General features: G+C 65.2%; 13 protein-coding genes. 5 read left to right on the top strand and 8 right to left on the bottom strand.

Annotated features, from left to right (window positions below):
* Positions 1 to 46: 46 nt before the first annotated feature.
* Positions 47 to 1693 carry an acetolactate synthase large subunit gene (locus D3242_RS02455; protein ID WP_019856719.1) on the top strand — a complete coding sequence of 549 codons (1647 nt, stop codon included), beginning with the start codon at positions 47 to 49 and terminating at the stop codon, positions 1691 to 1693.
* Positions 1694 to 1737: 44 nt separating this feature from the next.
* On the opposite strand, the gene D3242_RS02450 is transcribed toward D3242_RS02455, so the two are convergent.
* The 8 genes from D3242_RS02450 to D3242_RS02415 form a co-directional block, all read right to left on the bottom strand.
* On the bottom strand, positions 1738 to 2907 hold the full coding sequence (locus tag D3242_RS02450) for a substrate-binding protein (protein ID WP_019856720.1): 1170 nt from the start codon (positions 2905 to 2907) through the stop codon (positions 1738 to 1740).
* Positions 2908 to 2987: 80 nt separating this feature from the next.
* Complete coding sequence (locus tag D3242_RS02445) at positions 2988 to 3689, bottom strand: ABC transporter ATP-binding protein (RefSeq protein ID WP_019856721.1); 702 nt, start codon at positions 3687 to 3689, stop codon at positions 2988 to 2990.
* Between the two features lie 2 nt (positions 3690 to 3691).
* Positions 3692 to 4396: an ATP-binding cassette domain-containing protein gene (locus D3242_RS02440; protein WP_019856722.1), complete on the bottom strand. Its 705-nt coding sequence runs from the start codon at positions 4394 to 4396 to the stop codon at positions 3692 to 3694.
* Positions 4393 to 5379: a branched-chain amino acid ABC transporter permease gene (locus D3242_RS02435; RefSeq protein ID WP_064983352.1), complete on the bottom strand. Its 987-nt coding sequence runs from the start codon at positions 5377 to 5379 to the stop codon at positions 4393 to 4395. The genes D3242_RS02440 and D3242_RS02435 overlap by 4 nt, the downstream gene beginning before the upstream one ends.
* Positions 5376 to 6293: an urea ABC transporter permease subunit UrtB gene (gene urtB / locus D3242_RS02430; protein WP_019856724.1), complete on the bottom strand. Its 918-nt coding sequence runs from the start codon at positions 6291 to 6293 to the stop codon at positions 5376 to 5378. Before urtB ends, D3242_RS02435 begins: the two co-directional genes overlap by 4 nt.
* Entirely contained in the window at positions 6238 to 7359 is a 1122-nt protein-coding gene (locus tag D3242_RS02425; RefSeq protein WP_064983350.1) for a class II histone deacetylase, read from the bottom strand. Before D3242_RS02425 ends, urtB begins: the two co-directional genes overlap by 56 nt.
* Positions 7360 to 7443: 84 nt before the next feature.
* Entirely contained in the window at positions 7444 to 10158 is a 2715-nt protein-coding gene (locus tag D3242_RS02420) for a winged helix-turn-helix domain-containing protein (RefSeq protein WP_064983587.1), read from the bottom strand.
* Positions 10155 to 10802 carry a GNAT family N-acetyltransferase gene (locus D3242_RS02415; RefSeq protein ID WP_223217772.1) on the bottom strand — a complete coding sequence of 216 codons (648 nt, stop codon included), beginning with the start codon at positions 10800 to 10802 and terminating at the stop codon, positions 10155 to 10157. Before D3242_RS02415 ends, D3242_RS02420 begins: the two co-directional genes overlap by 4 nt.
* Positions 10803 to 10979: 177 nt before the next feature.
* Between D3242_RS02415 and D3242_RS02410 the strand changes: the two genes are divergently transcribed.
* From D3242_RS02410 to D3242_RS02395, 4 genes are read left to right on the top strand one after another with little or no spacing between them, the layout of a single operon-like run.
* Complete coding sequence (locus D3242_RS02410) at positions 10980 to 12281, top strand: ArgE/DapE family deacylase (RefSeq protein WP_064983346.1); 1302 nt, start codon at positions 10980 to 10982, stop codon at positions 12279 to 12281.
* Positions 12278 to 13336: a phosphotransferase gene (locus D3242_RS02405; protein ID WP_027046575.1), complete on the top strand. Its 1059-nt coding sequence runs from the start codon at positions 12278 to 12280 to the stop codon at positions 13334 to 13336. Before D3242_RS02410 ends, D3242_RS02405 begins: the two co-directional genes overlap by 4 nt.
* Positions 13337 to 14647 carry an aspartate aminotransferase family protein gene (locus tag D3242_RS02400; RefSeq protein ID WP_019856729.1) on the top strand — a complete coding sequence of 437 codons (1311 nt, stop codon included), beginning with the start codon at positions 13337 to 13339 and terminating at the stop codon, positions 14645 to 14647.
* 9 nt (positions 14648 to 14656) lie between these two features.
* Positions 14657 to 15313: a GntR family transcriptional regulator gene (locus tag D3242_RS02395; RefSeq protein WP_064983344.1), complete on the top strand. Its 657-nt coding sequence runs from the start codon at positions 14657 to 14659 to the stop codon at positions 15311 to 15313.
* Positions 15314 to 15329 lie beyond the last annotated feature (16 nt).

Here is a 15329-nt window from a genome sequence, read left to right as displayed (position 1 = left end):
AATGCCATATGAAGGCGGAACGTGCGCATTGCAGGAGAGGCGGTTCATGACCAAAGGTTCGGATCTGTTCGTGGCGGCCCTCGAGAATGAAGGGGTCGACCGGATTTTCGGCATTCCCGGCGAGGAGAATCTCGACATCGTCGAATCGATCCGCCGCTCGTCGATCCAGCTGATCTTGACCCGACATGAGCAGGCCGCTGCTTTCATGGCTGCCACTTATGGCAGGCTCACCGGCAAGGCGGGCGTGTGCATCACCACGCTTGGCCCCGGGGCGCTCAATCTGACGACCGGGGCGGCCTATGCGCTGCTCGGCGCGATGCCGATGATCATGATCACCGGCCAGAAAGGCATATTGTCATCACGGCAGGCGCGCTTCCAGATCGTCGACATCGTCGCGGCGATGAAGCCGCTGACCAAGCTGTCGCGCCAGATCGTCTCGCCCAAGATGATCCCCTCGCTGGTGCGCGAGGCCTTCCGCGTTGCCCAGGAAGAGCGGCCCGGCCCGGTGCATCTGGAACTGCCGGAAGACATCGCGGCGGCCGAGTGCGAGCCGGTGGCGCTGGTGCCGACGCATCCGGTCGAGCTGCCGCTGGCCAGCGCGGACGCGCTCGATCGCGCCGCCCGCATGATCATGGAGGCCAAGCGTCCGCTGCTGATGTTCGGCGCGGCGGCGTCGAGGCCGCGTGTGACACCCGATGTCGCCCAGTTCGTGCTGCGCACGCAAATACCCTATTTCACCACGCAGATGGGCAAGGGCACGGTGCCCGGCGGCACCGAACTCTATATGGGAACGGCGGCACTGTCGGAGCGCGACTATGTGCACGAGGCCATCGAACAGGCCGATCTGATCATCACCATCGGCCACGACACGGTTGAGAAGCCGCCCTTCATCATGGGCGCCAACGGGCCGAAGGTCATCCATGTCGGCTACCACTCGGCCGATGTCGAGCAGGTCTATTTCCCGCAGGCCGAGATCGTCGGCGACCTTGGCCCGTCGCTGGCGCTGCTGGCGGACCGCATCGAGGGCAAGATCCCCAACGCACAGGCGCTGCTGCCACTCAGGGAAGGCATTTTGAGCCGGATCGCGGCGCGCGCCACCGAAGACCGCTTCACGCCGCAGCGCATCGTGCATGATGTGCGTGCCGTAATGCCGGCGGACGGAATCCTCGCCCTCGACAACGGCATGTACAAGATCTGGTTCGCGCGCAACTACCGCACGCGCATGGCAAACACGCTGCTGCTCGACAATGCGCTGGCCACGATGGGCGCCGGCCTGCCGTCGGCGATGATGGCGTCACTGCTCTATCCCACGCGCCGTGTCATGGCCATTTGCGGCGATGGTGGCTTCATGATGAACAGCCAGGAACTGGAGACCGCCGTCAGGCTGAAGCTCAACCTCGTCATCCTGCTGCTCGAAGACCATGCCTATGGCATGATCCGCTGGAAGCAGGCGGTCGACGAATTCCCGGATTTCGGCATGACCTTCGGCAATCCCGATTTCGTCAAATACGCCGAGGCCTATGGCGCCAAGGGAACCAGGGTTATGGAGATCGCCGATTTGCGGCCGGCGCTGGAGCGGGCATTCACCGGCGGCGGCGTGCATCTCGTCGTCGTGCCCATCGACTATTCCGAAAACACCAGGGTGCTTGTCGACGAATTACGCGAGCGGCTGCCGGCGCCGCGGACGCCGTGACGGCGGCCGAAAAGCCGCCGTCAGGACCTCTCGGGTGTAAGATCCTACACCTTGCAGTAAGGCGTGACCGGCGTGATGGCGCCGAAATCCTTAGCGATCTCGTAGCTGATGCCGTCCGCCGCCGCCTTGCCGACATAGGAATGGCAGAGCGTGTGGTTGTTGGAGGCATCGACGCGGATCTTGCCTTGCGGCGCGTCGAACTCGATGGTGGGCAATGCCTTGAGCACATCGTCATCCCTGAGTGACCCGGCCTTCTCGGCGGCCAGCGCATAGAGATGCAGGCCGTTGTAGCCGGCCTCACCGATGCCGTTGACCATCTTCTCCTGGCCGAACTTTTCGCGGAAGCTTGCGATGAACTTCTTGTTGACCGGATTGTCGAGCGCCATCCAGTAAGGCTGCGGCGCATAGGTGCCGGCGGCGACGCCGGGCGGCAGCGCGTCCTTGTTGAAAACCTCGTCGAGCGGCGCGATCAGCGGCTGCTTGATGTCGAAAGAGCGATATTGCTTGAGCTGCGTGACGGCATCGTTGCCGACCACCATCGACCAGACGACATCGGGCTTCAGCGATTTGATCTTCTGGAAAGCCGGGCCGAAATCCGTGGTGCCGAACGGATAGTAGTCGGCGCCGATGATCTTGCCGCCGGCCTTCTCATAGGCCGCCGTGATCGCCTCGGTCATCTTCTGCGGCCAGGCGTAGTCCGAGGCCATGACATAGATCGTCTTACCGAGATTCTCGGCCACCCACGGCATCATCGGGTCGACCTGCTGCATCGGGATCGGCCCGGTGGCGACGAAGTAGCGGTTGCATTCGCCGCCCTCGAAATTGGTCGGGTAGAAGAACAGCTTCTTGGCTTTCGAGGTCACCGACAGCGTCGCGCTGCGCTCGGGCGAAATGATCGTGCCCATGACCACGTCGACCTTGTCTTCGTTGATGAGCTTGCGCGCCTTGTCGATCGAGCCCTTGGTCGTCGTCTGGTTGTCCTCGATGAACAGTTCGACCTGGCGACCGCCAATGCCGTTGGCGGCATTGAGCTCGGCGGCGGCGAGCTTGTAGCAATTGAGCAGCGTCTCACCGAGGATCGCCTGCAGTCCGGTGATCGGGATCGACAGGCCGACCTTGACGGTATCGGCGGCGCGCAGGATCGACGGCGCGCCGACCATGGCGAAGGCGGCGGCTGCGCCGCCGGATTTCAGTATCGTTCTTCTGCTTATCATTGTTATGTTCCCTTCCAGTCCAGGCGCGCCCCATGCACGCCTTACAAAGTCAGCAGGTCCAGATGCGCTTCAGGCGCGCCTCATAGGGCCAACAGGTCCTTCAGCAGGCTCTCGTCGGCGAACGCCTCCGGCGTGCCCTCGTGCACGATCCTGCCCTTTTCCATCACCAGGCAGCGGTCGGCCGCCTTCAGAACGAGATCGAGATTCTGCTCGACCAGAACGATCGCGATGCCGCGCTCGCGGGCGATGCGCGGCACCAGCTCGGCGATCGACTGCACGATGTTCGGCTGGATGCCTTCCGAGGGTTCGTCGAGCAGCAGCACCGACGGCAGGCCGCATAGCGCGCGGCCGATCGCCAGCATCTGCTGCTGGCCGCCCGATAGCGTGCCGGCGATTTGCGCCTCGCGTTCGCGCAGGATCGGAAAATAGCCGAAGATGTCGTCAGGAATGCCGCCGTCGCCACGGTCCATGGCTGCGCGCGTGCCGACCTCCAAATTCTGCCGCACGGTCAGCTGGTTGAAGATGCCGCGGCCCTGCGGAACATGCGCTATGCCCGCCCGCGCCCGGCGGAAGGCCGCCGCGTCGGTAAGGTCCTGATCGCCGAGAACAACCGCGCCGCCGCTCGCCTTCAGGCCACCGGCGATGACGCGCAGCAGCGTCGTCTTGCCGGCGCCATTGCGGCCAAGCAGGCCGACGACTTCACCCGGTGCCACGCTGAGATCGATGCCGTTCAGCACAGGGAGCAGGCCGTAGCCGGCCGAGACCGCGAGTGTCCGCAGCATGGTCAGCGCCTCCCCAGATAGACATCGCGGACCATTTCGTCGGCCTCGATGTCGTGGAAAGGACCGCTGCGCAGCCGGCGTCCCTGGTGCAGCACCAGCGTCTCGCAGTTCAGCGCCCGCACGAAGCGGATGTCGTGCTCGACAGCGACGATCGAGAACTCGCCCTTGAGCCGCAACAGCATCTGCGCGGTCGCCAGCGTTTCCTGCGGCGTCATGCCGGCGGTCGGCTCGTCGAGCAGCAGCAGCCTTGGCTCGATCGCCAATGCCATGCCGATCTCCAGCCATTGCTTCTGGCCGTGCGCCAGTTCGCCGGCCAGCGTGGCCGCGCGGCTGCCAAGCGCGACCAGGTCCAGCAGCTCACCGACCGGACGCACCGGCGACGAGGTGCCCCACCGTGCGACCTTGAGATTGTCCTCGACCGAGAGGCTCGGAAAGACCGACGGGATCTGGAATTTTCGGGCGATGCCGAGCCGGGCGATGCGGTGCAGCGGCAGGCCGGCAATGTCGTGGCCGAGGAAGCGCACGCTGCCGCTGGTCGGGCGAAGTGTGCCGGTCAAAAGGTTGAGGAAGGTGCTCTTGCCGGCGCCGTTCGGCCCGATGATGCAGCAGAGCTCCCTGTCGCGCACCGTCAGGTTCAACCCTTCCAGCGCTTGCAGCCCGCCAAAGCGTATGCCGACATTCTCGGCCTGAAGCAGCACGTCGCTCATTGCGCTTGCCTCCGGCCCTTGAACAGGCTCTTCAGCCGCGCATAGATCGACAGGATGCCGTCCGGCAGCACGAAGACGATGACGACGAAGACGCAGCCGAGCAAAAGCGGCCACAGGCTCGGGTTGAAGCTGCTGATCGTCTGCTGTGCGCGCTGTATGGCGATGGCGCCCAGCACCGGACCAAGCAGCGTGCCGCGCCCGCCAACCGCTACCCAGACGATGACTTCCGTCGACAGCAGCAGCCCGGACAGGTCGGGTGCCACCAACCCGGCCATGCAGACGTAGAGCGCGCCGGCGAGCCCGGCGATCGCCGCGGACAGGACGAAGGTGACGAGTAGCCTCAGCGGCGCATTGTGGCCAAGGGCGGCCGCCCGGACTTCATTGTCCTGGATGGCGGTCAGCACGGCGCCCCAGCGACCTCTGCTGAGCGACCACAGCACCAGCACGACCACCGCAACGATGGACGCGACGAAGATGTAACTCGGCAGATCCTGGCTGAGATCGACATGTATTTCGCCAAGATCGAAGGCGATCGGCGGAATGCCGATCAGGCCGCTGTCGCCACCGGTGACCGAGCTCCAGGAGACGGCAGCCTGCTGGCAGATGACGCCCATGGCAAGCGTCACGATGGTGAAGTAGCTGCCGCGGATGCCGCCGAAGAACAGGAAGTAGCCGATGATGGCGGCGACGAAGGCAGCACCAGCAATCGCGCCCAGGATGCCGAGCAGGCTGCCCAAGGGGATGGCGTCGTTGAGCGTGACCAGCGCCATGATGTAGCCACCAATGCCGAAGAAGGCGGCGTGGCCGAAACACAGGATGCCGGTGCGGCCCCAGAAGAAGTCGAGGCTCGCCGCGAACAGGCCGAAGATCAGCGCGTCGCGGATCACCGTCAGCTGGTAGCCGTCGGCGATGAACGGATAGACGACGGCGAGCGCCGCGCAGACGGCGAAGATCAGCAGCCAGTTGCGGTCGCGGGCGATCATCGCGACGCTCCGTTGAACAGGCCGTTGGGCCGCAGCCGCACGGCGACGATGGCCGCCAGCAGCACGATCGCCTGCGCCAGCGATGGCGAGATCTGGTAGTTGAGCACACTGGTCAGCCCGCCGACGAAGACACTGCCGGCGACGAGACCGCCGATCGAGCCGACGCCGCCGACAATCACGACGAAGAAGGCATTGGCGAGGTAGTTCACCCCCATCTGCGGCAGCACGATCGCCAGCGGTGCGACCAGGCCGCCGGCGAGCCCGGCGATCGCCGCGCCAAAGGTGAAGGCGATGGCGTAGGTGCGCCGCGTGTTGATGCCGACGCCTTCGGCCATTTCGCGGTTCTGGATGACGGTGCGGATGTCGAGGCCGAACGACGTCCGGCTGATCAGCAGCACGACACCGAGCAAGGTCAGCATGGCGATGGCGATCAGGATCAGCCGATAGGCGGGATAGACGGTGAAGAACAGGTCGAACGTGCCCTCGATCGGCGGCGTCACCGGCTTGGCGCCGAGGCCAAAGGTCAGTTCCAGCCCCTGCTGCAGGATCAGGCTGACGCCCCAGGTGGCAAGCACGGTCGAGACCGGCCGCGAATAGAGATGGCGGATGATGGCGAACTCCAGGATGCAGCCGACCACCGCGCCGGCGATGGGTGCGGCGGCCAGCCCCAGCCAGAACGAGCCGCCCACGCTCTGGACGAAATAGACCGCGAAGGCGCCGACAGTGACGAATTCGCCATGCGCCAGATTGGTCACGTTCATCAGGCCGAAGCTGATCGCCAGCCCGAGCCCGACCAGCATCAGGATGCTGATCAGCGTCAGCGCGTTGAGGAGCGTGGTGACGACAAAATCCATCGTGTCAGGCAGCACTTGCGAGGCGTTGGCGCAGGCCTGCGAGCAGGCCTTCGGCCGCATCGATCACCGCAGCCTGATGCGGCTGCAAGTCCTGCCCGGCCCATTCGTCGATATGGTCCGACAGCGGATCGATCACTTCGGTGCGGTGATTGGCGAGTGTTTCGATGACGGCATGGCCGCAGAACGGCACATAGCCTTCGGAATAGCCGCCTTCATGGGTCATCATCAGCCGGCCCTTCGATGTCTCGGCTGCCAGCGCCACCATGCGCGCGGCAAGGCGCCGGAAGCATTCGCTGTTAAGCATCATGCGGCCGAGCGGATCGAAGCCCGACGCGTCGAAGCCGGAGGCAACAATGACGAGATCCGGTTTGTAGGCGCGCAGCGCGGGGGCGACGATGCGGTCGAAGGTGGCTTCATAGGCGCCGGTGCCGCTGCCGGCCGGCAGCGGTATGTTGATGTTGTAGCCTTCGCCTTCGCCCTTGCCATTGTCGGCCATCGCGCCGCGCCCGGTCGGATAGAGATTGTCCTGGTGCAGGGAAATGGTCAGCACCGACGGATCGGAATAAAACACCGTCTCGGTGCCGTTGCCATGATGCACGTCCCAGTCGACTATCGCCGCGCGGCCAAGCAGGCCTTCATGCTGCAGCCGGCGCACGGCAATGCCGATGTTGGAGAACAGGCAGTTGCCCATTGCTTGGTCGGGCTCGGCATGATGCCCCGGTGGCCGCGCCAGCGCATAGGCGTTGTCGACACGGCCGGTCAGCACCGCGCGCATCGCGGCATAGGTGGTGCCGGCCGAGAGGAGGGCGATGTCGAAACTGTTGAGGCCGATCGGTGCCTGGGGGCCGGCGAAGCCGCAGCCGCGTTCGCTGAGCATGCGGATGTCGTCGACATGGCGCTGCGTGTGGACGCGCAGCAGGTCCTCGACCGTCACCGCCTCGGCAAGGATCGGCACCAGATGGCGCGCCAGGCCACTGACCTGGATAAGGTTGTTCAGCCGGCGCTTCGACCCCGGCGATTCCAGGTGCCGTCCCGGTTCCACGAAACGGCCGGGAGGCATCATGTCGGCGCTGGGGCCGGTGTCATGCCACATCAGCTGTTCGTGAAAAACGTAACCTGTCGCCATAAGCAGCGTCCTCTAAAATCTGGACGACGCTAGCAGGCTAACGATGCCATGGCCCGACCCGAAAGAGGGGGGCACGCGGGATGTCTATGCCCCTCCTTTCGGAGGGGGGCGGAGGTTTGCGGCCGCCTGCGCGGCACGCACGGCCTGGACGCGGTTCGAGACCGAGAGCTTGCCGAAAATGTTCTTCAAATGCCATTTCACCGTCGTTTCGCTGACCGAAAGCGCGACCGCGATATCGCGGTTGGACATGCCTTCCGACAAGCAACGCAGCAGCTCGGACTCGCGCTGGGTGAGATGTTCCTTCTCGGCTGCAGGGGCGGCCAATTTGCGCGTCGCCATGGGCATCGTCTGCGCGGCATCGATGATACGCGTCGCATAGGCCGACAGGAACGGGTCGGTCTTTGCCTGCGCCGCGCGCAATCGCATCAACGCTTCGACCACGGGCCTGCCCTCGTCGACGAAGGAACGGATGAAGCCGGAAGGCTGGGCAAGGCGTAGCGCTTCGAGGAGATGACGGTCGGCCTCGCGCTGGTCATGGCCGGCGCTCTTGGCGCGCAGGATCAGCGCCAGTATGTGGCGGCGCATGCGGCCGCTGCTTTTCGTCCGCTCCAGCAGCACGTCGAGAAGTGCCGCGGCGGCCGCGTGGGATTTTTCCGCCGTCAGCAGCCGGCCCTCGGCGAAGAACTCGAATTCGTTGGCGACAGTCGGCGCGGTTTCAGCGCTTTCGCGGCGATGCTCGTCGAGTAGGGCGCGTGCCTCGGCGACACGGTTCTGGTCGATGAGCAGCCGGATGCGATCATGCACCAGCACCGAAGCGAGGCGGCGGTAGACGGAGCCGCGCACGCGCTGGTAGACACGCTCCAGCATGTCGAGCGCCGCGTCGCCGCGACCGGTCAACTGCAGGACGCGGGCATAGGTCGGCACGCTGGCCAGCGGATAGACGATGACCGCGGCGCCCTCGATCAGCGGCCCGAGATTCTCGACCAGCGTCAGCGCCTCCCCGGATGCGTTGGTCTCGTAGGCGAGTTCGGCCAGCAGGGTTCCGGCCAGCGCCTCGGCATAGGAATTTGCGCCGATCCGCGTCCTCGCCTCGATGATCGTGTTGCGCAGCAGCTTTTCGGCGGCGGGCAGGCGGCCGGCCGAGCGCTCGATGACGGCCATGTAGCAATTGGCGATGGTGACGCCGAGCAGGCTGCCGCTTCGCTCATGCGCCTTGCGTGCCGCGTCCGCCGCCGCCCGCGCCCCCTCGAGGTCGCCCAGCGCATAGAGATTGTAGCCGATGACATTGGCGGTCGCCCCTTCCATGAACCAGGCATCGGGCGCGATGATGCGCAGGGCGGACAGTGCGGTGTCGCGCGCGTCCTCGAACCGCTCCAGCGTGCTGTGCACGGCGGCATCGAGGACGGCGATTTCGGCCTCGATCGTGGTGCCGGTCAGCGTGCCGGGATCCTTGCCGTCGGCCGGCCCGGTTTCGACCAGCTTGCGCGCATTGGCGAGCGTCTGCTGGGCGATCTCGGGCTGGCTGCTGTGCACCGCCAGCCATAGCACGATGAGCTGCAGCCGGATGCGCTGGTCGACCAGTTTCCTCGGCAACAGCGCCAGCAATTGGCGCACATAAAGCAGCTGGCACTGGGCGATGAGCTCGAGCGCGTTGTTCTCGACGAACACCGCAGCGCGGGCCTGGTCGCCGGCGGCGAGCGCATGCCCGATCGCCTCGGTCAGCATCTTGCGTTCGCCGAACCATTCGGCGGCGGCCAGGTGCAGCGGTGCGATCATCTCCGGCTCGCGCCGCTCCATTTCGCGGCTGAGGAAGTCATGGAACAGATGATGATAGCGGAACCAGCGCCGCTCCTCATCGAGCGGCACGAGGAAAAGATTGCGGGTCTCGATCTCGGTGATATCGGCCTCGGCATCCGCCGCCCGCAGGACCGCCCGGCACGCTTCGGCGCTGAAGCGCTCGAAGACCGAACTGTGGAGCAGGAACTTCGCCAGGGCCGGCGGCAGCCCCAGGAAGACTTCGCCCATCAGGAAATCGGCGACGTTGCGGTTGGCGCCGGTGAAATTGCCGATAACGGTTTCCGGTGCATGCGCGGCGCTGAGCGACAGCGAGGCGAGTTGCAGGCCGGCGGCCCAGCCCTCGGTCCGCGAGCACAAGGCCTCGACGGTACCGCTGCTGACGCTGAGGCCCAATTTGTCATTGAAGAAGGCTTCGGCTTCGGACGAGGCGAAGCGCAGATCGTCCGGGCCGATTTCGAAAACGTCGCCAAGCACTCTGAGCTTGCCGAGCTGCAGGTCGGGCAGGTTGCGCGAGCCGATGACGAAGGCGATGTTGGCGGGCGCCTGCCGCGTCAGGCGTTCCATGAAGCGCTTCACCGCCGCCGCCTCGATGACGTGGTAGTCGTCGAAGAACAGGGTGATTTCGGCGTCGCGCGCCGCAAAACCCATCACCAGTGCCGCGAGCACCACGTCGAGCTGGGGGATAGGGCTCGACTGGAAGGCGAGGTCGAGTTCGGCCGGGTTCTGGACCAGGTGGCGCAGCGCGCCCACCAGATGCGACAGGAAGGCGCCTTCGTCATTATCCGTCGCCTCGCAGGACAGCCATGCCGTCAAACGGCCGTGGCGCGCGACCTCAGCCGCCCATTGCGCCATCGTCGTCGACTTGCCGAAGCCGGCGGGCGCCGCGAACAGCACGATGCGCGTGTCGACATGCCGCTCCAGCCTCGACAGGATGCTTTCGCGCCGCACCCACCGGCGATGGTGAGACGATGACAGTCCGGCGGGTTGCGAAGATGGTCTCATCTGGCGCCGGGCACCCATTCCGTTTCGATCAACGGGATTTGCGGAGCGGCATCGCGCGGCAGGGTTCCCTTGATCCGGGGATCGTCGGTGATTTCGAAACCCGTCGCATAGGGCTCAAACCCGCAGGCCCGGTAGAAACCGATGACGCTGTGATGGTCGATGCTGCTGGTGTGCAGCCAGATGCGGCCCGGGGCGAGGCGCCATGCCTGATCGAGCGCGCCAGCCATCAGCCGTTTGCCGAGGCCACGACCGGTCAAGCCGGGGAACAGGCCGAAATAGGTGATCTCGATCTCGTTGTCGTCGGCCATGCGGAACTCGACCATGCCGACATGGCCGCCACTCTCATCACGGCCATAATAGAGATGCTGGCACGGATCGGCGAAATGCGCTGATATTTCGGCATCCGACATTTCGGCGGCGCGGTCCCACAGCCAGGGAGCACCGATCTTGAGGAAGATCGCGCGGTAGGCGGCGCTGTCGGGTTTGGCGATCCGGGTCATCGCCAGGGGCTGGGCGAAACCCGGCACCGGGGCGCGCGCCTCCATCCACGTCACCGCATTGACGATCTTGCCGGCCGGCACGCGCCGGTAGCCTGACGTGAGATCGGTGATTTCATCCGGCAATGCGCCTTCGGTGACCAGCATCTGTCCTCGAACTCTGCCAAGCGGTTTCGCCAGCATGCAGTAAGCTGATGCCAACTCTGCGCCCGCCTGCCAAGAGCTTCCCGGGTTGGGCCATAGTTTTGGCCCGACCTGTCTCCTTGCCTTTCCACGATATGGCATATGAGATATGATACACCATTCACGGGAAAGCGAAATATTATGCCTGAGCGGATTGCCGACGAAGCCATTTTGCGCGCGGTCGATAACGGCTTCGCGCGGCAAGTCGCGTTCCTGGCGGACCTCGTGCGCTTTCCTTCCCAGCGCGGCGAGGAACACGCCGCGCAATCCTTCATGGCGGCCGCTTATGAGGCCGATGGCTACGCGGTCGATATGTGGCGCGTCGATGTCGACGCGATCCGTAACCTGCCTGGGTTTTCACCGGTTGCGGTCTCCTACGACGATGCTTTCAATGTCGTCGCTACCCACACGCCGAGAAACGCCACCGGCTGCTCGCTGATCCTCAACGGCCATATCGATGTGGTGCCGACGGGGCCGCTCGACCGCTGGGTGCGCGACCCCTACGATCCGGCCATCGAAGACGGCTGGATGCATGGCCGCGGCGCCGGCGACATGAAGGCCGGCCTGTCGGCCTGCCTCTATGCGCTCGCCGCCTTGCGCAGCCTCGGCTATCAGCCGGCCGCGAATGTTTACCTCCAGTCGGTGGTCGAGGAAGAGTGCACCGGCAATGGCGCGCTCGCCTGCCTGCAACGCGGCTATCGCGCCGACGCCGCCTTCATTCCCGAGCCCCTGGAACCGCGCTTAATGCGGGCGCAGGTGGGGCCGATCTGGTTCAGGGTCGAGGTCGACGGCGATCCGCAGCATGCGTCGGGCGCTTTCTCGGCCGGCGCCAATGCCATCGAAAAGGCCTTTCTCATCATCCAGGCGCTGAAGCAGCTCGAAATCGTGTGGAACGCGCGCAAGGTCGATGACAAGCATTTCTGCGATCACCCGCACCCGATCCGCTTCAACCTCGGCAAGATCGAGGGCGGCGAATGGACATCGAGCGTTCCGGCACGCTGCGTCTTCGAGATGCGGGTCGCGACCTATCCCGGGCAGAAGCTCGAGGATGCCAGGGCCGAGCTCGAAGCCTGCATCGCAGATGCGGCCCGTGCCGATCCCTTCCTGGCCAATCGCCCGCCCAAGATGACCTACAACGGCTTCATGGCCGAGGGGTATGTTTTGGAGGGCGCCGACGAGATGGAAGCCGTGCTGCGCCGCAGCCATACCACCGTGTGGGGCGAGGCGCTGACGGAACACGTCACCTCGGCGACCACGGATGCGCGCTTCTTCGGCCTCTATGCCGACACGCCGGCGATCGTCTACGGCCCGATCTGCCGCATGCCGCATGGCTATGACGAGGCCGTCGATCTCGACTCGGTGCGCAAGGTCACCCAGACCATCGCGCTGTTCATCGCCGACTGGTGCGGCCTCGAGCCGATCGATCCGGAGATGAGCTCATGAATGCGGCTGTGCCTGACGCTTTTGGCGAAACGCTGGCGCAGGATGCGCCCGACGTTTCGATCGCCGATGCGCTTGCCATCTTGCGCCGGCACTACGGCCTCACCGGCAGCGCGCGGCCGTTGCCGGGCGAACGTGACCACAATTTCCACATCCATACCGACGGCGAGGGCGAGTTCGTCCTCAAGATTTCCCATCCGGCGGAGGAAGCCGGCTTCACCGATTTCCAGAACAAGGCTCTCGACCACATCCTGGCGGTCGACCCGACCTTGCCGGTTCCTTCGGTGCGCAAGAGCCTCGAGGGCGAAGCGCAGTTCACGGTCAGCGTCGGCGGATCGGCGCCGCGCATCATTCGGCTGGTCACCTATCTGCCCGGCCAGTTGCTGTCGCGCTGCCCCACGTCGGCGGCGCAGGATCGCAATCTCGGCATTTTCCTCGCCCGGCTTGGCCGGGCTCTGCGCGGCTTCTTCCATCCGGCCGCCGGCAGCGACCTGCTCTGGGACATCCGCAAGGTCGCCAAGACGCGGCCGATGCTGGCGTTTATCGCCGATGCCGGCCACCGCGCCATGGTCGAGCGCGTCATCGATGCCTTCGAGGCGCGTGCGGCGCCGGTCATTCCGAGCCTGCGCGCCCAGATCGTCCACAACGACATGAACTCCTACAATGTGGTGATGGATGCCTCGCGGCCGGAAATGGTCAGCGGCATCCTCGATTTCGGCGACATGATCCATTCGCCGCTGATCTGCGATCTCGCCATCGGCGCCGTCTACCGCTGGCCGGCTGAAGGCCATCCGCTGGCGCCGGCCGCGCGCTTCGTCGCCGGCTACCAGTCGGTGCAGGCATTGGAGGCCGAAGAGATCGGCATCCTTTTCGATCTGATCCGTGCTCGCCTCGCGCTCATCGCCAACATCGCCAGCTGGCAGGCGGAACGGTTCCCGGCCAAGCGCGACTATGTGCTGCGCCTCATCACCGAGGTCTGGGCGTCGCTCGAGCGACTGGACGGGCTGTCGTCCGATGAGGCCCGCCGTTATTTTCTCGACCATTCCAATCCGGAGTAGATGCCCGTGTCCCAGTCTTCGCCATATCCCGCAAATACGGACTCGACAGCATCCGAGCAGGCCCTGCTCGAACGCCGCGCCAGGCTGCTTGGGCCGACCTATCGCGCCTTCTACCGCAACCCGATCCATCTGGTGCGCGGCAGCGGCGTCTGGCTCTACGATGCGACAGGTCGCAAATTCCTCGACGCCTACAACAACGTCGCCTCGGTCGGGCACTGCCATCCGCGCGTCGTCGAGGCGCTGTCGGGACAGGCCGCAACGCTCAACACCCATACCCGCTACTTGAGCGAGATCATCCTCGATTATGCGGAAAAACTGCTCGGCACGGTTCCCTCCCATCTCGGCCATGCCATGTTCACCTGCACCGGCAGCGAGGCCAACGACCTCGCCATCCGCATCGCCCAGCATTCGAGCGGCGGCACCGGCGTCATCATCACCGATTTCGCTTATCACGGCGCCACGATCGCTACCGCGCAGCTGTCGCCTGCGGCGGTCGGCGCGAAGGGCGTGCCCGCGCACCATCGGACCGTGGCCGCGCCGGACACGTTCCGCGACCACGGCCGCGCCGCGAAGGACTTCGCCAGAAATGTCGCCGCCGCCATCGAGGACATGCGTGCGCAGAATATTCGTCCGGCGGCGCTGCTGCTTGACTCCGCCTTTTCCAGCGACGGCATTTTCTTTCCCGACGCGGCTGTCCTGCGCGAGGCGGCGGATCACGTCAGGAAGGCCGGCGGCATCGTCATATCAGATGAGGTCCAGTCCGGCTTCGGCCGCCTTGGCCAGGGCATGTGGGGTTTTGCCAATTATGGCATCGAGCCCGACATCGTCACCATGGGCAAGCCGATCGGCGACGGGCATCCGATGGGTGCGGTGCTGGTGCGCCCGCGGCTTGTCTCGTCCTTCGGCTCCAACACCGGTTATTTCAACACCTTCGGCGGCAATCCGGTCGCGGCCGCCGTCGGCATCGCGGTTCTGGACGTGATCGAAGGCGAGGGGCTGATCGAGAACGCGCGCAATGTCGGCGCCTATACGGCTGATCTGCTGCGGGCGCTGCAGGGCCGGCACGGCATGGTCGGTGACGTCAGGCACAACGGCCTCTATTTCGGCGTCGAGTTGACAGCGGATGGCGACGAAGCGCTGGCCGCCAGCAAGACGTCTTCTGTCGTCGAAGCCATGCGCGAGAATGGCGTGCTGATCTCGTCCTGCGGTCCGCGCGGCAATGTGCTGAAGATCAGGCCGCCGCTGCCCTTTGCCAGGGACAATGCCGAGCAACTGGCCGAGACGCTCGATCGCGCTTTGTCAAACTGGTGATCGGAACGCATGCTGAAGCTCGAACATCAAACCCTCAACGACCGCGCCTATGGCGCGCTCAAGCAGGAATTGATTTCAGGCGGTTTCAGCCCAGGCCAGACGCTGGTCATCCGCAAGCTTGCCGAGACCTTCGGCATCTCGACGACGCCGATCCGTGAGGCGCTGCAAAGGCTGGTCGCCGAGCGGCTGCTCGAGATGCAGAACAACCGCTCTGTTATCGTGCCCTTGCTGTCGGCCCCGGCCTTCGAGGAATTGACCCATATCCGCATTGCCGTCGAAGGGCTGGCGGGTGAGATGGCCGCCACGCGGATGAGCGAAAGCGGGCTGGTCGAGATACAGGCGACGCTCGCCGGCATGCAGCGCGCGATCGAGGCCGGCGACGCCAGAGGCTATCTCGCGCTGAACGAGGCGTTTCACTTCGCCATCTACCAGCATGCCGGCGCGCCGATCCTGTTGAACATGATCCGCGATCTCTGGGGCCGCGTCGGGCCCTATCTGAAGCTGCTGATGCAGGCCGATCGCTATATTCCGCAGTCGAACGACGCGCATCGCAGGATTGTTGCCGCGCTGGAGCAGCGCGATGGCCCTGCTGTCCGGGTCTCCCTCGAGCAGGACATCGCCGTGGCGGCCGCGGTTCTCTCCGAAAATCTTCGCATGACGGCCTGATCGACGGCAGGCTGGG

Origin of the sequence: Mesorhizobium jarvisii (assembly GCF_003601985.1) — a bacterium.
GTDB classification, from domain to species: domain Bacteria; phylum Pseudomonadota; class Alphaproteobacteria; order Rhizobiales; family Rhizobiaceae; genus Mesorhizobium; species Mesorhizobium jarvisii.
The sequence above is the reverse complement of the archived record's forward strand: the minus strand, read 5'-3'. Positions and strand labels throughout refer to the sequence as shown.